The organism is Herbaspirillum sp. SJZ099 (assembly GCF_007828355.1).
In the GTDB taxonomy this organism is placed as follows: Bacteria; Pseudomonadota; Gammaproteobacteria; order Burkholderiales; family Burkholderiaceae_D; genus Herbaspirillum.
In genome coordinates, this window is record NZ_VIUO01000005.1 from 107,110 (window position 1) to 129,820 (window position 22,711).

At 64.1% G+C, this 22,711-nt stretch carries 19 protein-coding genes; 7 read left to right on the forward strand and 12 right to left on the reverse strand.

What is annotated here, in order from left to right; translation table 11 throughout:
- The first annotated feature begins 180 nt into the window (after positions 1 to 180).
- Positions 181 to 1,122, forward strand: a complete 942-nt coding sequence (locus FB597_RS12790; RefSeq protein ID WP_141913452.1) for a LysR family transcriptional regulator — start codon at positions 181 to 183, stop codon at positions 1,120 to 1,122.
- 469 nt (positions 1,123 to 1,591) lie between these two features.
- On the opposite strand, the gene FB597_RS12795 is transcribed toward FB597_RS12790, so the two are convergent.
- From FB597_RS12795 to FB597_RS12835, 9 genes are all read right to left on the reverse strand, one after another.
- Positions 1,592 to 2,368: an SDR family NAD(P)-dependent oxidoreductase gene (locus FB597_RS12795; RefSeq protein ID WP_144769753.1), complete on the reverse strand. Its 777-nt coding sequence runs from the start codon at positions 2,366 to 2,368 to the stop codon at positions 1,592 to 1,594.
- Between the two features lie 66 nt (positions 2,369 to 2,434).
- Positions 2,435 to 4,195 carry an IlvD/Edd family dehydratase gene (locus FB597_RS12800; protein WP_144769754.1) on the reverse strand — a complete coding sequence of 587 codons (1,761 nt, stop codon included), beginning with the start codon at positions 4,193 to 4,195 and terminating at the stop codon, positions 2,435 to 2,437.
- Positions 4,196 to 4,283: 88 nt separating this feature from the next.
- Entirely contained in the window at positions 4,284 to 5,510 is a 1,227-nt protein-coding gene (gene mmsB / locus FB597_RS12805; RefSeq protein ID WP_144769755.1) for a multiple monosaccharide ABC transporter permease, read from the reverse strand.
- A gap of 45 nt (positions 5,511 to 5,555) precedes the next feature.
- Positions 5,556 to 7,085: a multiple monosaccharide ABC transporter ATP-binding protein gene (mmsA, locus tag FB597_RS12810; RefSeq protein WP_141913456.1), complete on the reverse strand. Its 1,530-nt coding sequence runs from the start codon at positions 7,083 to 7,085 to the stop codon at positions 5,556 to 5,558.
- Between the two features lie 131 nt (positions 7,086 to 7,216).
- Positions 7,217 to 8,290, reverse strand: a complete 1,074-nt coding sequence (gene chvE, locus FB597_RS12815; RefSeq protein WP_141913457.1) for a multiple monosaccharide ABC transporter substrate-binding protein — start codon at positions 8,288 to 8,290, stop codon at positions 7,217 to 7,219.
- Positions 8,291 to 8,565: 275 nt separating this feature from the next.
- Complete coding sequence (gene yjfF, locus FB597_RS12820) at positions 8,566 to 9,585, reverse strand: galactofuranose ABC transporter, permease protein YjfF (protein WP_141913458.1); 1,020 nt, start codon at positions 9,583 to 9,585, stop codon at positions 8,566 to 8,568.
- Positions 9,582 to 10,667 carry an ABC transporter permease gene (locus FB597_RS12825; protein WP_141913459.1) on the reverse strand — a complete coding sequence of 362 codons (1,086 nt, stop codon included), beginning with the start codon at positions 10,665 to 10,667 and terminating at the stop codon, positions 9,582 to 9,584. The genes yjfF and FB597_RS12825 overlap by 4 nt, the downstream gene beginning before the upstream one ends.
- Complete coding sequence (locus tag FB597_RS12830) at positions 10,664 to 12,214, reverse strand: sugar ABC transporter ATP-binding protein (RefSeq protein ID WP_144769756.1); 1,551 nt, start codon at positions 12,212 to 12,214, stop codon at positions 10,664 to 10,666. Before FB597_RS12830 ends, FB597_RS12825 begins: the two co-directional genes overlap by 4 nt.
- Before the next feature lie 177 nt (positions 12,215 to 12,391).
- Positions 12,392 to 13,366 carry an ABC transporter substrate-binding protein gene (locus FB597_RS12835; protein ID WP_141913461.1) on the reverse strand — a complete coding sequence of 325 codons (975 nt, stop codon included), beginning with the start codon at positions 13,364 to 13,366 and terminating at the stop codon, positions 12,392 to 12,394.
- Between the two features lie 572 nt (positions 13,367 to 13,938).
- On the opposite strand from FB597_RS12835, the gene FB597_RS12840 reads away from it, so the two are divergent.
- The 6 genes from FB597_RS12840 to map all read left to right on the forward strand — a co-directional run bounded on the left by FB597_RS12840 (position 13,939) and on the right by map (position 19,001).
- The gene (locus tag FB597_RS12840) at positions 13,939 to 14,865 is read left to right on the forward strand and encodes an aldose 1-epimerase (protein WP_144769757.1); all 927 of its coding nucleotides are present in this window, start codon (positions 13,939 to 13,941) and stop codon (positions 14,863 to 14,865) included.
- A 7-nt stretch (positions 14,866 to 14,872) separates the two neighbouring features.
- On the forward strand, positions 14,873 to 15,838 hold the full coding sequence (locus FB597_RS12845) for a 2-dehydro-3-deoxygalactonokinase (RefSeq protein WP_141913463.1): 966 nt from the start codon (positions 14,873 to 14,875) through the stop codon (positions 15,836 to 15,838).
- Positions 15,839 to 15,864: 26 nt separating this feature from the next.
- Positions 15,865 to 16,503, forward strand: coding sequence for a 2-dehydro-3-deoxy-6-phosphogalactonate aldolase (locus FB597_RS12850; protein WP_186442781.1), 639 nt, complete (start codon positions 15,865 to 15,867; stop codon positions 16,501 to 16,503).
- An 82-nt stretch (positions 16,504 to 16,585) separates the two neighbouring features.
- Positions 16,586 to 17,734: a galactonate dehydratase gene (gene dgoD, locus FB597_RS12855; RefSeq protein ID WP_144769758.1), complete on the forward strand. Its 1,149-nt coding sequence runs from the start codon at positions 16,586 to 16,588 to the stop codon at positions 17,732 to 17,734.
- A 164-nt stretch (positions 17,735 to 17,898) separates the two neighbouring features.
- Positions 17,899 to 18,207 (forward strand): ParD-like family protein, encoded by a 309-nt coding sequence (locus tag FB597_RS12860; RefSeq protein WP_144769759.1) that lies wholly within the window; start codon positions 17,899 to 17,901, stop codon positions 18,205 to 18,207.
- Positions 18,204 to 19,001: a type I methionyl aminopeptidase gene (map, locus tag FB597_RS12865; RefSeq protein ID WP_141913466.1), complete on the forward strand. Its 798-nt coding sequence runs from the start codon at positions 18,204 to 18,206 to the stop codon at positions 18,999 to 19,001. The genes FB597_RS12860 and map overlap by 4 nt, the downstream gene beginning before the upstream one ends.
- Positions 19,002 to 19,086: 85 nt before the next feature.
- On the opposite strand, the gene FB597_RS12870 is transcribed toward map, so the two are convergent.
- The 3 genes from FB597_RS12870 to FB597_RS12880 form a co-directional block, all read right to left on the reverse strand.
- Positions 19,087 to 19,986 (reverse strand): Rossmann-like and DUF2520 domain-containing protein, encoded by a 900-nt coding sequence (locus FB597_RS12870; RefSeq protein ID WP_141913467.1) that lies wholly within the window; start codon positions 19,984 to 19,986, stop codon positions 19,087 to 19,089.
- Positions 19,987 to 20,047: 61 nt separating this feature from the next.
- Complete coding sequence (locus tag FB597_RS12875) at positions 20,048 to 21,058, reverse strand: helix-turn-helix domain-containing GNAT family N-acetyltransferase (RefSeq protein ID WP_255517164.1); 1,011 nt, start codon at positions 21,056 to 21,058, stop codon at positions 20,048 to 20,050.
- 80 nt (positions 21,059 to 21,138) lie between these two features.
- Positions 21,139 to 22,596: an MFS transporter gene (locus FB597_RS12880; protein ID WP_144769760.1), complete on the reverse strand. Its 1,458-nt coding sequence runs from the start codon at positions 22,594 to 22,596 to the stop codon at positions 21,139 to 21,141.
- Between the last annotated feature and the right edge of the window lie 115 nt (positions 22,597 to 22,711).

Consider the following 22,711-nt stretch of genomic DNA (forward strand, 5'->3'; position numbering starts at 1 on the left):
TACCCATCCCAAACGCTGCGTTCGTTTATTTTTGCGCGCTTGGAATGTGGCTAGATACTAAGTATTCGGTTCATGTCTTTCCAATGAATTCTTTCGCAATTCCGATATGCGATTTGATATCATCGTCCGCAGCAAAAAATTCCAAGTAAAAAATTTAAAACAAAGGCTCCACGGAGGCATATGAAAAACAGTGACCCCAACTGGTTTCTCCGGGCGCGATTGAAGACACGCCAACTCCTGCTGTTAATCGCCCTCGACGACACACGCAACATCCATCGCGCCTCCAGCGAACTGAACATGACCCAGCCGGCCGCCTCCAAGCAGCTCAAGGATCTGGAAGACATGCTGGGCGTCTCGCTGTTCGAACGCCTGCCGCGCGGCATGCGGCCCACCATCTACGGCGAGGCGATGATCCGCCACGCGCGCATGGCGCTGACCAGCCTGTCCAAGGCGCATGAAGATATCGTGGCGCTGAAGTCGGGCCTGTCGGGCCAGGTGGATGTGGGCGTGATCTTGTCGCCGGGCATGGCGCTGCTGCCTCCGGCGATCGCGCGCGTGAAGGAACACGCGCCGATGCTGCGCATCGGCGTGGAAGTGGAAAGCAGCAACATCCTGCTGTCGCGGCTGCTGCACGGCGAACTGGATTTCATCATCGGCCGCATTCTCGATGAAGAAGCCAAACACGGCCTGCACTACCAGGAACTGGCCGACGAGCCCGTGTGCGCGGTGGCGCGCGTAGGCCACCCGCTGCATGCGCACCCCAACCTCAAGCTGTCGGATATGGCCAACGAGCCCTGGATCCTGGCGCCCAAGGGCAGCATCCTGCGCGCGCGCTGCGACCAGATGTTCCGCGAAGAAGGCCTGGCGCCGCCGTCCAATGTGGTCGACACCACCGCCATCCTGTTCATCACCAGCCTGCTGCAGCAGACCGATTTCCTGTATGCCATGCCGACCGAAGTGGCGCGCTATTACACCCAGGCGCGCCTGATGGATATCCTGCCCATCGAACTGCCCTGCCGCATGGCCGGCTTCGGCATCATCACGCGCCAGGACAACCTGCTCTCTCCCGGCGCCACCATGCTGCTGCAGGCGATTCGCGAAGTCGCGAAAATGATCTACTGACTGGCCCGGCCCTTCTTCGCGAAACATTATGCTGCCGGGCGGCGGCGCTGCGGCGCCGAGTTTTTTTAAGAAATGTAAGGAAGAGTAAGCCAAGCTGAAATGCTGCATCGAGTGCGGCTTCGGCGCCACACTTGCAGCCCTTGCCCACCGCATTGCCAACTCCCGAAATAAAAAAGAATCGCCATCCGAGCTAACGCCGTTCAGTTCAGACTAACTCATCACAGAACCCCTTCGGGCTGAGTAGGCCCGCCAGGGCCGTATCGAAGCCAGCGTGCCAGCGTTGGCGCTCTTGCCTGCCCTTCGATACGCTGCTGCGCAGCTACTCAGGGCGAACGGAGTCTGGACTGCACAAACCTCCACAAACACAAATGCCGTTCAGTGCTTAACTGAACGGCATTACGTCATCCGGGCGACTCTTTTTCATTGGCGCAATGGCCGGGATATCAGTGTCGATATCCGGCCAACGCCGTCACACCCATCCGGCATCGACGATGAATTCCTGCGCCGTGCACATCTCGCTATCGTCGGCCGCCAGGAACAGCACCATGCGCGCCAGGTGCCAGGGCAGCAGTTCGCCCGGCAGGCACTGGTTGCGCGCGATCGCCTGCTTGCCTTCCTCGTCCAGCCACAGCTTGATCTGGCGCTCGGTCATGACCCAGCCCGGCGTCACGGTATTGACGCGGATCTTGTGCGGGCCGAGGTCGCGCGCCAGGCCGCGGGTCAGGCCCAGGGTCGAGGCCTTGGCCGTGGTGTAGACCGGAAAACCGCCGCTGGACTGGTGCCAGCTGATGGAACTGAAGTTGATGATGGAACCGCCGCCGCGGCGCTTCATGCCCGGCACCACCGACTGCACGGCGAAAAACGACGGCCGCTGGTTGATGGCGATGCGGTCGTTCCAGTAATCCAGGCTCACGTCTTCCAGCTTGTGGCGCTCGTCGTTGGCGGCGTTGTTGACCAGCACGTCAAAGTCGCCGATCTCGCCTTGCAGATCTGCGATGATCTTCTGGAAAGCGGGGATGTCGCGCAGGTCGCAATGGCGAAACAGCGGCGCGGGAAATCCCTTCTGCGCCAACTCATGGCACAGGGCCTCGCTGGGCTCCTTGGCGAGATCGACGAAGGCCACGTGCGCGCCCTGCTCGGCAAAGGCGCTGACGATCGCAGCGCCGATGCCGGTGCCGCCGCCGGTAATGAAAACCCGCTTTCCCTTGAGGCTGGGGAAGCTGGCCAGTTGTGCATTGCCGCTCATCTTTTCTCCTTGGTGGCCGGCCTCATGGCGAGGCCGGCGCAATGTTCGATTGTTCCGATTGCGTACTCAGTGCGAATGCTTGGGGACGGCGGCGCCGCGGCAACCGACCAGGAAATCGAAGTCGCATCCCTGGTCCGCCTGCAAGACGCGGTCGACGTACAGCGACTGGTAACCGCCGGCCATCGCCGGTTGCTGCTCGGCCAGCCTGGCGGCGCGCTCGGCCTGGCGGCGCGCCATCTCTTCATCGCTGATGTCGAGCTGCAGCTTGCCGGCATAGGCGTCGAGTTCGATGAAGTCGCCGTCCTGCACGATGCCCAGCGGGCCGCCGGCCGCGGCTTCCGGCGCCACATGCAGGATCACGGTGCCGTAGGCGGTGCCGCTCATGCGCGCGTCCGAGATGCGCACCATGTCCTTCACGCCGGTGGCCAGCACCTTGGGCGGCAGGCCCATGTTGCCGACCTCGGCCATGCCGGGGTAGCCCTTGGGACCGCAGTTCTTCATCACCAGCACGCAGCTGGCGTCGACGTCGAGCGCGGGATCGTTGATGCGTTCCTTGTAGTGCGCGAAGTCCTCGAACACCACGGCGCGGCCGCGATGCTTCATCAGCTCAGGCGACGCCGCCGACGGTTTCAGCACGGCGCCGCGCGGCGCCAGGTTGCCGCGCAGGATGCACATGCCGCCATCCTCGATCAGCGGCTTGTCCAGCGGACGCACCACTTCATCGTTGTAGATCGGCGCATCCTTGACGTTGTCCCACATGATCTTGCCGTTGGCGGTCAACGCATCCGGGTGCGGCAACAGGTTGGCTTCGCCCAGGCGGCGCATCACCGCCGGCAGGCCGCCGGCGTAGTAGAACTCTTCCATCAGGTAGCGGCCCGAAGGCTGCAGGTCGACGATGGTCGGCGTGCCGCGGCCGATGCGGGTCCAGTCTTCCAGCTCCAGATCCACGCCGATACGGCCGGCGATCGCCTTCAGGTGGATCACCGCATTGGTGGAGCCGCCGATGGCGGCGTTGGTGCGGATGGCGTTTTCGAACGCCTTGCGGGTCAGGATCTTGGACAGCGTCAGGTCTTCCCACACCATGTCGACGATGCGCATGCCGGACAAGTGCGCGAGAACATAGCGGCGCGCATCGACCGCGGGGATCGCTGCATTGTGCGGCAGCGACACGCCCAGCGACTCGGCCATGCAGGCCATGGTCGACGCGGTGCCCATGGTGTTGCAGGTGCCGGCCGAACGCGACATGCCGGCCTCGGCCGCCATGAAGTCATGGATGGTGATCTCGCCGGCCTTGACCTGCTCGGACAATTGCCACACCACGGTGCCGGATCCGATGTCGCGGCCCTGGTGCTTGCCGTTCAACATCGGGCCGCCGGTCACCACGATGGCCGGCACGTTCACGCTGGCCGCGCCCATCAGCAGCGCCGGGGTGGTCTTGTCGCAACCGGTCAGGAGCACCACGCCGTCGATCGGGTTGCCGCGGATCGATTCCTCGACATCCATGCTGGCCAGGTTGCGCGTGAGCATGGCGGTCGGGCGCAGGTTGGATTCGCCGTTGGAGAACACCGGGAACTCCACCGGGAAGCCGCCGGCCTCGATGATGCCGCGCCGCACGTGTTCGGCGATCTTGCGGAAGTGGGCGTTGCAGGGCGTGAGCTCCGACCAGGTGTTGCAGATGCCGATCACCGGCTTGCCCTGGAACTCGTGGTCGGGGATGCCCTGGTTCTTCATCCAGCTGCGGTACATGAAGCCGTTCTTGTCGGCGGTGCCGAACCAGCCGGCCGAGCGCAGCTTGCGGCTCTTGTCTTTCTTGTCGTCACTGCTCATTGTGGAATTCCTGGTTTCCTGATCTCTTGAAGATGGTGATTGAAAACACGGGGCGGACCATCGCGGATCGCCCCGTGTTTTCCCGGCCTTACTTGTTCTTGTTATAGACGTCGAAGCACACGGCCATCAGCAGCACGAAGCCCTTGATCATCTGCTGGTAGTCGATGCCGATGCCCATGATGGACATGCCGTTGTTCATCACGCCCATGATGAAGGCGCCGATGACCGCGCCCATGACCTTGCCCACGCCGCCCGATGCCGAGGCGCCGCCGATGAAGCAGGCCGCGATCACGTCCAGCTCGAAACCGAGGCCGGCCTTGGGCGTGGCGGTGTTCAGGCGCGCCGCGAAGATCAGGCCGGCCAGCGCCGCCAGCACGCCCATGTTGACGAAGGTCAGGAAGGAAACGCGCTCGGTCTTGATGCCGGACAGCTTGGCCGCCTTCTCGTTGCCGCCCACCGCATAGACGCGGCGGCCCAGCGTGGTGCGGTTGGTGATGAAGGTGTACAGCACCATCAGCGCGAACATGATGATGAGCACATTGGGCATGCCCTTGTAGGTCGCCAGCAAATAGCTGAAGGCGATGATGGCGGCAGCGAACAGGCAGTTCTTGATCAGGAAGAACAGTTGCGGTTCGTCTTCCATGCCGTGCTTGGTCTGCTTGCGGCGGCCATGGATCTTGATGCCGATCAGCACGATGGAGGCGACCACGCCGACGATCAGCGAGGTGGTGCGGAATTGCGCGCTGTCGGTCAGCTCAGGGATGAAGCCCGAGGACAGCATCTGGAACGCCGGCGGGAACGGGCCCAGCGACTGGCCCTGCAGCAAGGCCAGCGCCATGCCCTTGAACACCAGCATGCCAGCCAGCGTGACAATGAAGGACGGGATCTTGAAGTAAGCGATCCAGTAACCTTGCGCCGCGCCGATCACCGCGCCGGCGATGATGCAGACCACCGAGGCGGTGACGAAGTCCCAGCCGTAATCCACCATCAATACCGCCGCCAGCGCGCCGATCAGGCCCACCACCGAACCCACCGAGAGGTCGATGTGGCCGGCCACGATCACCATCAGCATGCCCAGCGCCATGATCACGATGTAGCTGTTCTGCAGCACCAGGTTGGTCAGGTTCAGCGGGCGCATCAGCGTGCCGTCGGTCATGATCTGGAAGAACGCCATGATCGCCACCAGCGACAGCAGCATGCCGTACTCGCGCATATTGTTCTTCAGGAAGCCGGCGTAATCCTTCTTTTCGGCCATCGTGATCGTTGTGCCGCTGGCCGCCAGCGACTCTTTCTTGCTCATGTTCATGGTCTCCATGTAGGTGCTCCTTGGATGCTTCGATTCTTTTCGGTGCCCGGATACTCAGATCCGCTTGTTGCGCATGATGGCGCGCATGATGCTTTCCTGGCTGGCCTCGCCGCGCTCGAACTGGCCCACGAACTGGCCTTCGTTCATCACGTAGATGCGGTCGCACATGCCCAGCAGCTCCGGCATTTCCGACGAGATCATAATGATGCACTTGCCCTCGGCGGCCAGCTTGCTGATGATGTTGTAGATCTCGAACTTGGCGCCGACGTCGATGCCGCGCGTGGGCTCGTCCAGGATCAGCACTTCCGGGCTGGAAAACAGCCACTTGGAAAGCACCACCTTCTGCTGGTTGCCGCCGGACAGGTTGACCACCTTCTGCAGCACGCTGGAGCAGCGGATCCGCATCTGGCCCCTGAAATCGTTGGCGACCTTGTACTCGCGCGCCTCGTCGATCACGGTGCGCTCGGACACGCCGCCCAGGTTGGCCAGCGAAATGTTCTTCTTGATGTCTTCTTCCAGCACCAGGCCGTCGCCCTTGCGGTCTTCGGTGACGTAGGCGATGCCGTGCCGGATCGCCTTCTGGATGGTGGACAGGTCGACTTCCTTGCCGTGCAGGAAAGCCTTGCCCGTGATTTTCTTGCCGTAGGCGCGCCCGAAGATGCTCTTGGCCAGCTCGGTGCGGCCCGACCCCATCAGGCCGGCGATGCCGACGATCTCGCCGGCGCGCACGCTCATGTTGACGTCCTTGATCGCCAGCCGGTCGGCCAGCACCGGATGGTGCACGCGCCAGTCGCGCACTTCGAAGATGACCTCGCCGACCTGCGGGTCGCGCTGCGGATAGCGGTCGGCCATCTCGCGCCCGACCATGTTCTGGATGATGCGGTCTTCGCTGATCGGCTCGGCGCGGCAGTCGAAGGTATCCACCGTGGCGCCGTCGCGCAGCACCGTAATGGAATCGGCCACCTTGGAAATTTCGTTGAGCTTGTGCGAGATCAGGATGGAGGAAATGCCCTGCGATTTCAGTTCCAGCAACAGTTCCAGCAGCGCATCGCTATCGCTCTCGTTAAGGCTGGCGGTCGGCTCGTCCAGGATCAGCAGCTTGACTTCCTTGGACAGCGCCTTGGCGATCTCGATCAGTTGCTGCTTGCCCACGCCCAGGTTGTTCACCAGCGTCAGCGGCGACTCCTTCAGGCCGACCTTGGCCAGCAGCTCCTTGGCGCGCACGTAGGAATGCTCCCAATCGATGACGCCGCCGCGGGCCTGCTCGTTGCCGAGGAAAAGGTTTTCCATCACCGACAGCAGCGGCACCAATGCCAGCTCCTGGTGGATGATGATGATGCCCAGGTGTTCGCTGTCGCGGATGTCCTTGAAGGAGCGCACGTCGCCCTTGTAGACGATGTCGCCGGAATAGGAACCGTGGGGATAGACGCCGGAGAGCACCTTCATCAGCGTCGACTTGCCGGCGCCGTTCTCGCCGACGATGGCGTGGATCTCGCCTTCGCGCACGGCCAGGTTGACGTTGTTGAGCGCCTTCACGCCAGGGAAGGTTTTCTCGATGCCGCGCATTTCGAGAATGTTGTTCATGATGCTGACCTCTTGTTCTGCACCTGCTTTTGAACGCAATAGTCCCGCACAGGGGGCGGGACTATGCTGATTCATGCCTCATATATTGAATCGAACGGCGGGCCGCAACACAAGGCCGCAGCCCGGCCGGCTTACTTGACCTGCGCTTCGGTGTAGTAGCCGCTGCCGATCAGGACTTCCTTCCAGTTGCTCTTGTCGACCACCACCGGCTTCAGCAGGAAGGACGGCACGACCTTCACGCCGTTGTTGTAGGTCTTGGTGTCGTTGATCTGCGGCTGTTTTCCGCCCAACAACGCATCGACCATGCCGACGGTGACCTTGGCCAGTTCGCGGGTGTCCTTGAAGATGGTCGAATACTGTTCGCCGCGGATGATGGACTTGACCGATGGCACTTCCGCATCCTGGCCGGACACGTACGGGAACGGCTGTTGCGGGGTGCCGTAGCCGACGCCGCGCAGCGAGGACAGGATGCCGATCGAGATGCCGTCATACGGCGACAGCACCGCATTTACCTTGGCGTTGCTGTAGTAGGCCGACAGCAGGTTGTCCATGCGGGCCTGGGCGGTGGCGCCATCCCAGCGCAGGGTGGCGACCTTGTCCATGCCCATCTGCTTGCTGCGCACCACCAGCTTGCCGCTGTCGATGTAAGGCTTGAGCACCGACATGGCGCCGTTGTAGAAGAAGAAGGCGTTGTTGTCGTCAGCCGAACCGCCGAACAGTTCGATGTTGAACGGACCCTTGCCATCCTTCAGGCCCAGGCCCTTTTCCAGCGACTGCGCCTGCAACACGCCGACCTGGAAGTTGTCGAAGGTGGCGTAGTAGTCGACGTTCTTGGAGCCGCGGATCAGGCGGTCATAGGCGATGACCTTGACGCCCTTGTCGGCGGCTTTTTGCAGCACGTCGGTCAGGGTGGTGCCGTCGATGGCGGCGATCACCAGCACCTTGGCGCCCTTGGTCAGCATGTTCTCGATTTGCGACAGCTGGTTGGGGATATCGTCTTCAGCGTATTGCAGGTCAGTGTTGTAGCCCTTTTCCTTCAGGACCTTGACCATGTTGTTGCCGTCGGCGATCCAGCGTGCCGAGGACTTGGTGGGCATGGCCACGCCGACCAGCGCCTTGCTCTGTGCGCTCACTTGCGCGCTGATGGACATCAGGGTGACGCCCAGGCCGAGCGCCAGCCCGGTCAATACCGATTTGATCTTCATGTTGTATGTCTCCAGTTTATAAATGGCGTGTTGTTCTTCTCAAAACACCGCCGCGCACTGCCGCGATCATCCGACTCGTCAACCCGGCTCATGCAGAAGCTCAGGCCTCATGTTTTGCGGCCTCTACAATAATGTCTTTACCAATACATTTCTAATGATTTTTTCAGCGTAATGGATATGCTTTTCAGTATGTTTCTCCCTATGTAAAGAACTTTTAAGTTATCTGAATCCGTTTTACAAACAGGCGTCAAACGCGTTCCGGAAAACCTTCCTTTTCAGCCCGCTGCCGCCGCCTTCTCCGCGGCCACCGGTTTGCCCCGCAAGGCGCCCAGCGAGATCACCCTCTGCGCCACGCAGAATACGAACAGCAAGGCGCCGATGAAGATCTTGGTCCACCATGAGCTGAGCGTGCCGTCGAAAGCGATCAGGGTCTGGATCACGCCAAGGATGAGCACGCCGGTCAGCGTCCCGGCGACGTAACCGTAACCGCCGGTCAGCAGCGTGCCGCCGATCACCACCGCGGCAATCGCGTCGAGCTCGGCGCCCTGCGCGTGCAGGCCGTAGCCCGACAGCATGTAGAACGAAAACAGCACGCCGCCCAGCGCCGCGCAAAAGCCGGAGAAGGCATACACCAGCACCTTGGTGCGGCCCACCGGCAAGCCCATCAGCAGGGCCGATTGCTCGCTGCCGCCAATGGCGTACACCGCGCGGCCGAAGCGCGTGCAGTGGGCCAGCCAGATGCCCAGCGCCAGCATCGCCAGCGCCACCACCACGCTGGGCGAGATGAACAGCTCGCCGAACTCGATGCGGGTCTGGGACATGGCGACGAACCAGGGATCGTCGATGGTGATGGAACTGATGCTGATCAGGTAGCACAGGCCGCGCGCCAGGAACATGCCGGCCAGCGTGACGATGAAGGCCTGCAATTTGAAGTAATGGATCAGCGCGCCCATGGCCGCGCCGAAGGCCGCCCCCAGCGCCAGCACGGTGACGATCACCAGCAGCGGATGCCAATGCGCCGTCTGCAGCAGCCAGGCCGCGACCATGGTCGACAGCGCCAGCACCGATCCCACCGACAGGTCGATGCCGCCGGACAGGATGACGAAGGTCATGCCGATGGCTACCACCAGCAAAAAGCCGTTGTCGATCAGCAGGTTCAGCATCACCTGCGGCGACAGGAAGCCGTCATAGCCCGCCGCGCCCAGCAGCAGCATGAGCGCCAGCAACGCCACTGTCACCGCCGAAGTGAACCACGGCGCATGGGAAGCGCGGCGCAGGGAATCGATTGTGCTCATGATTTGGCTGCCTTGAAGATGCGGCGGAATTCCGGCGATTGCGACAGGCAGACCAGGAACACCACCAGGGACTTGACCACCATGTTCACCTCGGGCGGCACGCCCAGCGAATAGATGGTGTAGGTCAGGGTCTGGATGATGAGCGCGCCGATCACGCTGCCCACCAGGCTGAACTTGCCGCCGGCCAGCGACGTGCCGCCCAGGGTGACGGCCAGGATGGCGTCCAGCTCCAGCAGCAGGCCGGCATTGTTGGCGTCGGCGCTCTTGATGTTGGAGGCCACCATCAGCCCGGCCAGCCCGGCGCAGAAGCTGCAGAAGATATAGACGAAGAAGATCAGCGCGGCGGTGCGGATGCCGGCCAGGCGCGACGCCACCGGGTTGATGCCGACCGACTGGATGAACAGGCCCAGCGCGGTCTTCCTCATCAGCACCGCCAGCAGCACGAACATGCCCAGCGCGATATAGAGCGAGAACGGCAGGCCGAACAGGTAGCCGCCGCCGATGAAGAAGAACGGCTTGTAATAGACCGTGATGATCTGGCCGTCGGTCAGCAACTGCGCCAGCCCGCGTCCGGCCACCATCAGGATCAGCGTGGCAATGATGGGCTGCAGGCCGAGCACCGCCACCAGCAGCCCGTTCCAGGCGCCGCACAGCAGCGCCGCGCCGATCGCCGCCGCCAGCGCCCAGGCCATCGGCACGTTGCTGACGTATTGCGAGACGCCGTCGACCACCACCATCTTGCCGCCGATGAGCAATGCCGCGACCGCGCCGGAGATGGCCACCACCGCCCCCACCGAAATGTCCACGCCGCGCGTGGCGATCACCAGCGTCATGCCCAGCGCCGCCAGCATCAGCGGCGCGGCGCGGTTGACGATGTCGACCAGCGCGCCGTAGAGGTGGCCGTCCTTGATCTCCAGCCGGAAGAAGCCCGGCACCAGGAAAAAGTCGATCAGCAGCAATGCCGCCAGCGCGGCCAGCGGACGCAGCAGCGGATGGCGCCCGGCCCAGCCCAGCAAGGCTTGCAGTCCGCCCGATCCGGCGGCCGCGTCAGGTATTAGTTTGGAATCCATGGATGCGCTCATGCGGCCTCTCCCGCGATCACCTGCAGCACCGAATGCTCGTCGAGTTCGCCGCGCTTGTATTCGCCGCAGGCGTGGCGGTCGCGCAGCACCAGCATGCGGTCGCTGCAGCGGATGACTTCCGGGATTTCGGAAGAGATAAACAGGATGGCCATGCCCTTGCGGCACATCGCGATGACGAAATCCATGATCTCCTGCTTGGCGCGCACGTCGATGCCGCGCGTGGGTTCATCCAGGATCAGCATGCCGGGGTCGGTGGCCAGCCAGCGCGCCAAGAGCGCCTTTTGCTGGTTGCCGCCGGAGAGCAAGCCGATCGGGGTTTCGAGGTCGGCGGTCTTGATGCCGAGCCACTTCACGTAGTCGGCGGCGAGCTGGTTCTGGCGCTTTCTCGGCAGCACACGGAACAGGCCCTGGCGCGCCTGCAGCGCGAGGATGATGTTCTCGCGCACCGACAGTTCCAGGATCGCGCCTTCCTTCTTGCGGTCTTCCGAGCAGAAACCGATACCGGCGGCGATGGCGTCGCGCGGCACGGCCAGCCTGACATCGCGGCCGCCGATGCTCAATGTGCCGCTGTCGGCGCGCTCGACGCCGAACAGCAGGCGCGCCATCTCGGTACGCCCCGAGCCGAGCAGGCCGCACAGGCCGAACACTTCGCCGCGCCGGATATCGAGATCCTGCGGCGCCAGCATCCCCTTGCGGCCGAAACCGCGCGCCTGCAGGAACACCTCGCCCTTGCCCGCGGCATCGGCCGACAGTTCGGCGGCCAGCGCCTCGGCGCCGGCTTCCACCTTGCGCTGGTCGACCGCAACCGCGCCGACCATCTTGTTGACCAGCTCCAGGCGCGACAACTCCGCCACCGGATATTCGCCCTCGCGCACGCCGTTGCGCAGCACCGTGATGCGGTCCGATATCTCGTAGGTCTGGTCGAGGAAATGGGTGACGAACAGGATCGCCATGCCCTGCGCGCGCAGGTGGCGCAATACCTTGAACAGTTGCTGCACCTCCGCCTCGTCGAGGCTGGAAGTCGGCTCGTCCAGGATCAGTATCTTGGCCGACACCGACAACGCGCGCGAAATCGCCACCATCTGCTGGATCGCCAGCGGATAGGATGACAGCTGCGCGGTCACGTCGATCTCGATCTGCAGCTGCTGCAGCAGGCGGCGCGACTCGGCGTGCACCGTCTTCCAGTCGATGCGGCCGAAGCGGCGCGGATAGCGGCCGATGAAAATGTTTTCCGCCACCGAGAGATTGGGGCAGAGGTTGACTTCCTGGTAGACGGTGCTGATGCCCAGTTCCTGCGCCTGCAGGGTGGAGGCCGGGGCGATCTCGCGCCCGTCCAGCGCGATGCGCCCGGCATCGGGTTCGTAGACGCCGGTCAGCACCTTGATCAGCGTGGACTTGCCCGCGCCGTTCTGCCCCATCAAGGTATGCACTTCCCCGGGAAACAAGCGCAGACCCACATCGGTCAGCGCTTTTACGCCGGCAAAAGCCTTATGGATACCGCTCAGTTCCAACATGGGGCGCGCCTGCGCCCCGACAGCCATCGTCATCACAACTCCTGCCATAAGAAACCAGATCCGCCAAACCGCAATTCCCCGTCGTCCTGACGAAAGTCAGGATCCAGCGTCGTTCAACAGCCATCGAGACACGACGAAAGCCACTGGATCCCGGCCTGCGCCGGGATGACAGGGGAATTGCAACGGCATCAGCGCATCATGCCGCCACGCTCAATACTTGCGGTTCGGGAATTCCTTGGCCGCGACTTCGGCCGGGAACACGCCTTCTTCGGTCGTAATGCGCTTGGGCACTTCCTTGCCGGCCTTCACGTCCTTGGCGATCTGCATCAGCTGCGGGCCCAACAGCGGGCTGCACTCGACGGTCACGTTGAGCTTGCCGGCCATCATGGCCTCGAACGCGCCCTTCACGCCATCGATGGAAATGACCAGGATGTCCTTGCCCGGTTTCAGGCCGGCTTCTTCAATCGCCTGGATGGCGCCGATGGCCATATCGTCGTTATGCGCGTAGAGTACGTTGATCTTCTTGCCGTCGGCCTTGAGGAAGGCTTCCATCACTTCCTTGCCCTTGGCGCGGGTGAAGTCGCCGGTCTGCGAACGGATGATCTTCAGGCGCGGCTCGGACTTGATGATTTCCTCGAAACCGGCCTTGCGGTCGATCGCCGGGGCCGAGCCGACGGTGCCTTGCAGCTCGACGATGTTGATGTCGCCGGCCGGCAGCGACTTGGCGCGCTCCAGCAGCCAGCGCGCGGCGCGGCGGCCCTCTTCCACGAAATCCGAGCCGATGAAGGTCACGTACAGCGACTTGTCGGAGACGTTGACGGCGCGGTCGGTCAGGATCACCGGGATCTTGGCGGCCTTGGCTTCGCGCAGCACGGTTTCCCAGCCGGATTCGACCACCGGCGAGAAGGCGATCACGTCGACCTTTTGCGCGATGAAGGAGCGGATCGCCTTGACCTGGTTTTCCTGCTTCTGCTGCGCATCGGCGAACTTCAGGTTGACGCCGGCCTGCTTGGCCGCGTCCTTGATCGACACGGTGTTGGCGGTGCGCCATTCGCTTTCGGCGCCCACCTGCGAGAAGCCCATGGTCAGCGGCTTGTCGGCCGCGAATGCGGGCAGGCCCGCGATGGTGCTGCCCAGGCTCATGCAAATGGCTGCGCCCAGAAGCGCTCTTCTCTTGATTTTCATTGTTTGTCTCCGTTGGCTGGAAATCCTCGGATTTCCTTGTTATGTGCAAGAAGTGCGTGCGCTGCGCCGGCAGTACTTTTGACTTGTTGGTGCGTGTTATGTACTTTTCCAGGCCCCGCGTTCGGTCTCGAATTGGAGAAAAACCCATCCCGTCAATTCGCGCTCAATATTAGGAGAGCGAAAAATATCTATCCAATGAATTTTTAATGGAATCCGATATCGTTTCGCGCATCGTTGAAGGGAGAAGATGCGAGCCGCGCGAAAACAGTTTTCAACAACCGGCCGCTCACAATTTTGATATCGCTAGCGCTCTTTTTTTCATTATTCCGCGTGGAGGGCCGGTGATAGCATCGGCCTGTTTTTTTTGAAGCGCATTGCATGAAGAGATGAGGGTGGCGTTTCCAGGAACCTGTTCGAGATCGCGAACAGGTTCTTGAAGCCGCTAACAAAACGCTGCCGGCGGCGTTTTATCAGCGGCGCTTAACCCTTTATCTTCTTGTGGGATGGCTTCTGCCGGGGTAGGCACACGATGCCTTCCATCCGTCGCATTTCATAACAACATACGAGACACCATGCCTTCCCGCGCAACCGACGCCACCCGTGCCAGCGCCCAGGCGCTGCCGGAAATCCACACCTTGCAATCCGGCCGCCAGCGCCTGCATGTCATGCCTGAACTGGGCGGCAGCATCGCGGCCTGGGACTGGCACAAGGGCAGCCGCTGGCTGCCGCTGCTGCGCCCCTGGGATGCCGCTTCGCGCGACCTCTACAGTACGGCCTGCTTTCCGCTGCTGCCCTGGTCCAACCGCATCACCGAAGGCGGCTTCGCGTTCGGCGGCAAGCAGTACCCGGTCAAACCCAACCGCGCCGGCGAGCCCTACCCGATCCATGGCGACAGCTGGCTGCAAGCCTGGCGGGTCGCTTCGCATGCGCAAGACCGCATGACGCTGGAACTCGATTCCCGGCATTTCGACGGCAACCCGTACGTCTATCACGCCCGCCAGCTGTTCACGCTGCGCGACAATGCGCTGGAGATAGAACTGCGCGTGACCAATGCCGGCGACGCGGCCTTGCCCTTCGGCCTGGGACTGCATCCTTATTTTCTCTGCGACGCCAGGACGCGCCTGCAATTCCGCTCGCGCGGCGCATGGATGTCCGGCGCCGATCCCATTCCCACCGGCTTTACCCGCAAGTTGCCGCCGGGCTGGGACTACAACCGCCCGGCGGCGCTGGACGGCCCGCTGATCGACAACTGCTACGAAGGCTGGGATGGCCTGGCCATGATCGAAGACCCCGCGCGCGGCTTGCGCCTGCAAATGCACACCCAGGACCGCAGCGGCTATACCCTGTTGTACCGGCCGCCGGGGCTGGGCTACTTCTGCCTGGAACCGATCACGCACCCGATCGACGCCTTCCACATGCCGAACCGTCCCGGCCTGATCGACCTCGCGCCGGGCGAGGACATGGTGCTGCTGACCCGTTTTTCGGTGTGCGACCTGTGAGGCCCCGATGAGCAAGCCAACCGAGAACGACTGCGCCCTGATCGCGCTGGACTGGGGCACGTCTTCGCTGCGCTGCTACCGTTTCGATGCCCACGGCAGCGTGGCCGAACGCCGCGGCCATCCCTGGGGCATCATGAACCTGCCGGTGGTGGAGGGCGCCGCGGCCAATCCCGCGCTGGCCTTTCGCAGCGCGCTGGAAGCGGCCTGCGGCGACTGGATGGCGGCCGCGCCGGATGCGCCGCTGATCGCCGCCGGCATGGTGGGCAGCAAGCAGGGCTGGCGCGAAGCGCCTTACCTGACCGTGCCGCTGGCGCCCGACCGCATCGGCCGCAAGCTGCTGCGCATCGACACCGGCCTGGCGCGCCCGCTTTACATCGTGCCCGGCCTGCTGCAGGTATCGGCGCTGCCCAATGTGATGCGCGGGGAAGAAACCCAGGTCATCGGCGCGCTGCAACAATGGCGCGATGACGAGCTGCTGATCGGCCTGCCCGGCACGCATTCGAAATGGGTGCGTGTCACCCATGGCCGCATCCAGCACTTCGATACCTTCATGACCGGCGAAGTCTATGGCGCTCTGTCGGCGCACACCATCCTCGGCCGCACCATGCACAAGCCCGACGTGCCTGACGATGCCGCCTTCATGCGCGGCGCCCGGGTGGCGCAAAGCGCCGAAGGCCTGGCCGGCGTGCTCTCCAACATCTTCAGCTGCCGCACGCTCGGGCTGACCGGCGAACTGGAGCCGCAAGCGCAGCCCGACTACCTGTCAGGCCTCCTGATCGGCCACGAGATCGCCGCGCTCAAGGACATGGCCAGCCATCATCCGCAACGCATCGGCCTGATCGGCGACCCGGCCCTGTGCCGCCGCTACCGGCTGGCGCTGGAGCTGTACGGCATGGGACCGGTCAGCGAGGCCGAACAGGCCACCGAAGCCGGCCTGTGGATACTGGCGCAGCATGCCGGCCTGGTCGGCTAAAGCCCATCCGCATCAACAAGGACAACATGAACAGCCATCCCCAGCTACTCGAAGACAACCTGCGCCGCACCGGCCTGATCGCCATCCTGCGCGGCGTGCGCCACACCGAGGCCGAAGCCATCGGCGCGGCACTGTATGACAGCGGCTTTCGCATCATCGAAGTGCCGCTCAACTCCCCCGAGCCGCTGGCCAGCATCGCCGCCTTGCGCCGCAGCCTGCCGGCCGACTGCATCGTCGGCGCCGGCACCGTGCTGAAGCCGGCGCAGGTGGAACAGGTCAAGGCCGCGGGCGGCGAACTGATCGTCATGCCGCACAGCGACGGCGCGGTGATCGGCGCGGCCAAAAGCGCAGGCCTGTATTGCGCGCCGGGCGTGGCGACCGTGACCGAAGCCTTCGCCGCATTGGCCGCCGGCGCCGACGTGCTCAAGATGTTCCCGGCCGAGCAGCTCGGCCCGCAGGTGGTCAAGGCTTGGCGCGCCGTGGTGCCGCGCGAGATTGCGCTGCTGCCGGTCGGCGGCATCGCGCCGCACGGCATGGGCGCGTTCCGCGAAGCCGGCGCTTCCGGCTTCGGCCTGGGTTCGGCGCTGTACTCGCCGGGCCTGTCGGCCGACGAGGTGCGCCAGCGCGCGCAAGCCTTCACCGCCGCCTGGCAGGCGCTGGCCTGAGGCATTGCGCGCCTCGCCATTACTTCAACGACCTGGCCGCTCGGAAGCGGCCTTGGCAGATTTACCCTGAACGGACAAAGCAATGAAAATCACCAAGATCAGCACCTTCATCGTCCCGCCGCGCTGGTGCTTCCTGAAGATCGAGACCGACGAGGGCATCGTCGGCTGGGGCGAACCGGTGGTCGAAGGCCGCGCGCACAGCGTGGCGGCGACAGTCGATGAACTCGCCGACTACCTGGTCGGCAAGGATCCGCGCAATATCGAAGACCACTGGACCATCCTCTACCGCGGCGGCTTCTACCGCGGCGGCGCCATCCACATGAGCGCGCTGGCCGGAATCGACCAGGCCTTGTGGGACATCAAGGGCAAGGCGCTCGGGGTGCCGGTGCACCAATTGCTGGGCGGCGCGGTGCGCGACTCTATCCGCGTGTATTCGTGGATCGGCGGCGACCGCCCCTCGGTCACCGCCGAGGCGGCAAAGAACGCCGTGGCGCGCGGCTTTACCGCGGTCAAGATGAACGGCACCGAAGAACTGCAATTCATCGACAGCCACGACAAGATCGAACTGACGCTGGCCAACGTGCAGGCGGTGCGCGAAGCGGTCGGCCCCAACATCGGCATCGGCGTGGACTTCCACGGCCGCGTGCACAAGCCCATGGCCAAGGTGCTGGTCAAGGAGCTGGAGCCGTACAAGCTGATGTTCATCGAAGAGCCGGTCTTGTCGGAAAACGCCGAAGCGCTCGAGGAAATCGCCCACCTGACCTCGACCCCGATCGCGCTGGGCGAGCGCCTGTATTCGCGCTGGGACTTCAAGCGCATCCTGTCCGAAGGCTATGTGGACATCATCCAGCCCGACGTCTCGCACGCCGGCGGCATCACCGAAACGCGCAAGATCGCTGCCATGGCCGAAGCCTACGACGTGGCGCTGGCCCTGCACTGCCCGCTCGGCCCGATCGCCCTGGCCGCCTGCCTGCAGGTCGACGCCGGCAGCTACAACGCCTTCATCCAGGAACAGAGCCTGGGCATCCACTACAACGAAAGCAACGACCTGCTCGACTACATCAAGGACAAAGATGTGTTCGCCTACGAAGACGGCTACGTCAAGATCCCGCAAGGCCCGGGCCTGGGCATCGAGATCAACGAAGACTACGTGCGCCAGCGCGCCGAAGTCGGCCACCGCTGGCGCAACCCGATCTGGCGCCACAAGGACGGCAGCTTCGCCGAATGGTGACGCGCGTCCGGTAACCTCTCCTCGGTAGTACCTTCAAGCCCGGTTCCGACTTTGTCGGCCGGGCTTTTTTATATTGCAAATGCACCGCGTGCAAATTTCCTGCGAAAATCCCGCGAAACGGCTAGAATATACGAAACGTATACACAACATATATTCACTGCACCATGGGAATCGTCAAGATATCGGACCAGATGCACGATAACGTGCGCATCGCCAGCAGCGCCCTGAACCGCTCCATCAACGCCCAGGCCGAGCACTGGATGCTGCTGGGCATGCTCTCGGAACTGCACCCCGGGCTGGCCCACAGCGAGATCTCGCAAATGCTGGTGCACGACCAGTTGGCGCGCGAGCATGGCGGCGTGCTCTCGATACGGGAACTGGCCGATGCCGGGCGCGCCCCGGCAGGCCAGGACAAGGCAAAAGGAAAGGATGCGCCCGCGGCGCCCCGCAAGACAAGGAAAGAGTACGCATGAGAAAAGTAAAACTGCGCGGCCCCGCCGAAATCGCCCAGGCGCGCGCGGCCGGGAAACTGGCTGCCGAAGTGCTGCAAGTGGTGGCCGAACATGTGAAGGCCGGCGTCACGACCGACGAGCTGGACCGCATCTGTCACGACCATATCGTCAAGGTGCAAAAGGCCAAGCCCGCCAACATCGGCTACCACGGCTTCCCCAAGACCATCTGCAGCTCGGTCAACGAGGTGATCTGCCACGGCATCCCTTCGCGCCAGACACTGCAGGATGGCGACATCATCAACATCGACGTGACCGTGATCAAGGATGGCTGGTACGGCGACTGCAGCCGCATGTATTTCGTCGGCCAGCCGAGCGCCGCCGCCAAGAAACTGGTCGAGACCACCTATGAGGCGATGTGCGCCGGCATCATGGCGGTGCGCCCCGGCGCCACGCTGGGCGACGTCGGCCACGCGATCCAGTCGGTGGCGCAGCGCGACGGCTTCTCGGTGGTGCGCGAATATTGCGGCCACGGCATCGGCACCGTCTACCACGACGAACCGCAGGTGCTGCATTACGGCCAGCGCGGCACCGGCCTGCCGCTGAAGGAAGGCATGATCTTCACCATCGAACCGATGCTCAACGCCGGCAAACGCCATACCCGCCAGCTTGACGACGGCTGGACCGTGATCACCGCCGACGGATCGCTGTCGGCGCAGTGGGAGCATATGATCGTCGTGACTGCCAGCGGCTATGAAATCCTGACGCCGTGGCCGGATGGTTTCGGCAGCTATCCGGAGATGGCCTTGCGCACCTGAGGCGCAAGCAACTTCCGCAAAGCCGGCGTTGAAATGCCGGCTGGCGGCCCGTTTCCCTCCAAGGATACCCAAGCTTGAAGGAAGATCATGCCGCCGGCTCCTGGGCCGGCGCACCCTGCAATAACGCCGCGATTTCCGCAGCCCGGGACGGCGGCAGCGTTCCGCGCTGCACGGCCAGCGGGATGTTGCGCACGGCCAGCTCCCGGTACAGATTGGCCATCGCCAGGTCGATGCTCTCAAGCGCATCGAGATGCTTCCGGATCGTCCCGATGTCGCCGCGCGCCACGCAGCCGCCCATTCCGCGCGCCAGCCCCCCATCCATCGCCGCCGCCACGGTGCCCCGCAACAGGGGCAGCATGGCCTCCATGGCTTGTCGTTCGGTGGCGCCAAAGCGCGCCCAGAGTTCGGCGCCTTCCTTGAGCAGCGCGATCAGGAACGGGCCGACGTAATAGGCCGACGCATGGTAAAGCGGACGTACCCCGGCCGGCAGGGAAAACGGCACGCAGCCAATGGCTTGCGCCAACTGCCGCAGCGCCTCCAACAGCGGGCCTTGCGCCTCGATACCGACAGTGCATCCCGGCAGCCCCGCCAGCGCGACGTCCGGATTGGCGAACATCTGCATCGGATGAAAGCCGCCAACCCATGCCCCGGCATCCGCAGCGGCGGCCAGGGCCGCGACCTCGGTGGCCCCGGAGCAATGCACCACTGCGCAACCGGGCCGCCACCGCACACCGGCGCAAACCGGGGCGATGGCGTCGTCGCTCACGGTCAGGAACACGATGGTCGATTTGTCTGCCGCCTCCTGCGGCGTCTCCATGACTTGCGCAGCGGGGCAGCGCGCGCGAAAGTCCGCCAGGTTGGCCGCGCTGCGGCTGCTCACCGCGACGACCGGATAACCCGCGCCGGAGAATGCGCCTGCCAGGGTCTGCGCCACGCGGCCGGCGCCAACGAAACCGATGCGGGAAAGCATGCTCTTGGCGTCCATGTTTGGCTCCTGGAACAGATAACGGATGATGGGGATGAAAGACAAATATCCGGGCCAACGGCTACCGCCGCTGTGAGTCCCGTGTTGCCCGCGTTCCGGGGGAAAGCGCATTCAGGCCTGGCGACGGAGGCCGCGGGCGCTTCCTGACGAAGCGCTGTTCCATGACCTCCCGCCCCCACTGGCTGCCGGGGGTCTCTTCAACACACGAAAATCCATTCGCCTCATAGAGATGGCGTGCGGCCTGCAGGCCGGAAAACGTCCACAAGTGCGTTGCATCGAACCGGCATTCGTCGGCGTGCGCCAGGGCCGCGGCCAGCAGCTGGCGGCCGAGGCCGGCGCCGCGCGCGGTGTCGTCCAGGATGAACCAGCGCAAGTGGGCAATATTGCCGCCCAGGTCTTCGCCATCGATGGCAATCGAACCAACCATCTGTGCGCCTCGCATCGCGACCCAGATGGCATTGGAGGGATTGGCCAGGCGGTCGCAGAATTCGGCCAGCCCCTTGGCCACCACGGACTCGAAATGCTGGCCAAAACCGGCCGTGCGCGCGTAGTACAGGGCGTGCATCTGCGTGATCCTGGCGATGATGCCGGGCTGGTAGCCGCGTACGATCTTGCATGGCGGCGCGGATGGCGATCCCGCATCGTCGGCAAAGGCGCCGGCGTACAGGCGCAGGCCATCCAGCACCAGTTGGTCTTCGCCGGGCCCCAGGCGGGCCAGGGCCGTATTCACCTGGCGCCGGCCGAACGCATGGATTGCGCGCGCCCGGGCCTGGCCGGCTGCGGTCAGGTAGAGTTTCTTGGCCCGGGCGTCCGCCTCATCCACGGCCTCGACGATGTCGCCCGCCGCAATCAGCTTGTGCAGCATCCGACTGACGCTGGATTTTTCCAGGCGCAGCATGGCGCCCAGTTCGCCGGCGCTCATGCCGGGCGTGCGATCCAGTTCGATCAGGGTGTGCACGGCGGAAGGCGACAGGGAGGTGCCGGCGAAGTCGCCGCCCATGAAGCCCAGTTCGCGCACCAAGGCGCGCGATGCCGCCCGGATGCCTTCGACAATTTGAGGATTGCTGGCCACGTCGCTTCCCAATTAGTTGTACGCTGCAACTATATGCCCGGGACGCAGCCATTGCAATTCCTTTTTGCGGCGCCTCCGGTTCAGCCGCTGAGCGCGCTCCGCGCGGCGCGAATCCGGCTAATGCTGACAAAGGTCGCCACCGCCGTCGCCGCCACGGCCACCCATAAGGCCACCCGGATCGCCACCGCATCTTCGGCCGCATTCATCTGCGCATGGCCTTGCGACAGCGCCGCGGCCGTGTAGACCGACAGCACGATCCCCAGCAAGGCCGCGCCCATGCATTGGCCGAAGGTACGCATGATGGCCAGCACGCCGGAGGCATTGCCGCTGCGCTCGCGCGAGACATTGCCCAGCATTTCCCGGTTGTTGGGGCTCTGGAAGAAACCGAAGCCCATGCCGCAGACCAGCGCGCGCCAGCCGATGTCCCAGGCCTGCGCCTGGTCGGGCAGCAAGGCCAGCAGCGCCAGGCCGACGGTGAACAAGGCCAGACCGGCGGTCGACAGCAAGGCCGGCGAATGGCGGTCGGCGAGACGCCCGGCATGCGGCGCCACCAGCACGATGCCGATCGGCCACGGGGTAAACAACAAGGCCGATTCGAAGGCGCTGTAGCCATACGCATTCTGGAACAGGAACGGCAGCGCGACGAAGGCGATGCCCTGCCCCACGAACGAGGCCAGAGAGGTCAGGGCCGCCAGCGAGAACCGCACCGAGGCAAAGATATCCAGCGGCAGCAAGGGTTGCCGCGCACGCCGCTGCACCCGCACGAAGGCCACCGCCGCGACCACGCTGGCCAGCCCGAACCCGACGGCGCCCAGCAAGGGCTGGCCCGCCTGCGCGCCGTGGGCCAACTGCGCACAGGCCTCCGCCGCCAGGATCATGGCGCCCATGGCGATGGCCGACAGTACCGCGCCAGCCATATCGAAGGGTTCGCCGGTGCGCACCCGGGCGCCCGGTATCACGCGCAGCGACAACCATACCGCCGCCAGTCCCAGCGGCACATTGATGGCGAACAGCCATTGCCAGCTCAGGGCCGCCAGCAGGGTTCCGCCCAGGGCCGGCCCCACCGCCGTACTGGTGGCGATGAGCACGGCATTGAGGCCGAGGATGCGCCCCAGCAGGCGGTTGGGAAACACCGTGCGGTGGATGGCCGGTGCGATGCTCAGCATGGCCGCGCCGCCCAAGCCCTGCAGCACCCGCATGGCAATGAGCACCTCCACCGTGGGCGACAAGGCGCAGCCCAGCGACGCCAGCGTGAACACCGCCAGCCCGGCGCTGAACAAGGTCCGGAAACCGACCCGGCTGGACAACGAGGCGAAAGTGGCCAGCGTCATCGCCATGGCCAGCAGGTAACCGTTGGTCACCCAGATGGCAGAGCCCACCGTGGCCCCCAGCTCGCGGGTGATTTGCGGCAAGGCCACATTGACGATGGTGCCGTCGAACACCGCCATCGTGGTGGCCATCATCACGGCGATCATCGCCAGGCGGCGCTCGGCCCCCGGCAGCCCTTCATCGCCTGGCTGGTCTGAAAACAATTCCATGTCCGCTTGCTCCGCTCAAAGAATGATGCACAGACTATAGCGAGACGGCATGCATGGCGGAAGGCGCATGGATTGCAACTGATAACTGCACCAAACGCCATATCTTGGTGTAGTG

Excerpts from the sequence above, each read along its gene's own strand:
- FB597_RS12790 (WP_141913452.1), top strand. The coding sequence starts at position 181 with ATGAAAAACAGTGACCCCAACTGGTTTCTCCGGGCGCGATTGAAGACA.
- FB597_RS12795 (WP_144769753.1), bottom strand. The coding sequence starts at position 2,368 with ATGAGCGGCAATGCACAACTGGCCAGCTTCCCCAGCCTCAAGGGAAAG.
- FB597_RS12800 (WP_144769754.1), bottom strand. The coding sequence starts at position 4,195 with ATGAGCAGTGACGACAAGAAAGACAAGAGCCGCAAGCTGCGCTCGGCC.
- mmsB (WP_144769755.1), bottom strand. The coding sequence starts at position 5,510 with ATGGAGACCATGAACATGAGCAAGAAAGAGTCGCTGGCGGCCAGCGGC.
- mmsA (WP_141913456.1), bottom strand. The coding sequence starts at position 7,085 with ATGAACAACATTCTCGAAATGCGCGGCATCGAGAAAACCTTCCCTGGC.
- chvE (WP_141913457.1), bottom strand. The coding sequence starts at position 8,290 with ATGAAGATCAAATCGGTATTGACCGGGCTGGCGCTCGGCCTGGGCGTC.
- yjfF (WP_141913458.1), bottom strand. The coding sequence starts at position 9,585 with ATGAGCACAATCGATTCCCTGCGCCGCGCTTCCCATGCGCCGTGGTTC.
- FB597_RS12825 (WP_141913459.1), bottom strand. The coding sequence starts at position 10,667 with ATGAGCGCATCCATGGATTCCAAACTAATACCTGACGCGGCCGCCGGA.
- FB597_RS12830 (WP_144769756.1), bottom strand. The coding sequence starts at position 12,214 with ATGACGATGGCTGTCGGGGCGCAGGCGCGCCCCATGTTGGAACTGAGC.
- FB597_RS12835 (WP_141913461.1), bottom strand. The coding sequence starts at position 13,366 with ATGAAAATCAAGAGAAGAGCGCTTCTGGGCGCAGCCATTTGCATGAGC.
- FB597_RS12840 (WP_144769757.1), top strand. The coding sequence starts at position 13,939 with ATGCCTTCCCGCGCAACCGACGCCACCCGTGCCAGCGCCCAGGCGCTG.
- FB597_RS12845 (WP_141913463.1), top strand. The coding sequence starts at position 14,873 with ATGAGCAAGCCAACCGAGAACGACTGCGCCCTGATCGCGCTGGACTGG.
- FB597_RS12850 (WP_186442781.1), top strand. The coding sequence starts at position 15,865 with ATGAACAGCCATCCCCAGCTACTCGAAGACAACCTGCGCCGCACCGGC.
- dgoD (WP_144769758.1), top strand. The coding sequence starts at position 16,586 with ATGAAAATCACCAAGATCAGCACCTTCATCGTCCCGCCGCGCTGGTGC.
- FB597_RS12860 (WP_144769759.1), top strand. The coding sequence starts at position 17,899 with ATGGGAATCGTCAAGATATCGGACCAGATGCACGATAACGTGCGCATC.
- map (WP_141913466.1), top strand. The coding sequence starts at position 18,204 with ATGAGAAAAGTAAAACTGCGCGGCCCCGCCGAAATCGCCCAGGCGCGC.
- FB597_RS12870 (WP_141913467.1), bottom strand. The coding sequence starts at position 19,986 with ATGGACGCCAAGAGCATGCTTTCCCGCATCGGTTTCGTTGGCGCCGGC.
- FB597_RS12880 (WP_144769760.1), bottom strand. The coding sequence starts at position 22,596 with ATGGAATTGTTTTCAGACCAGCCAGGCGATGAAGGGCTGCCGGGGGCC.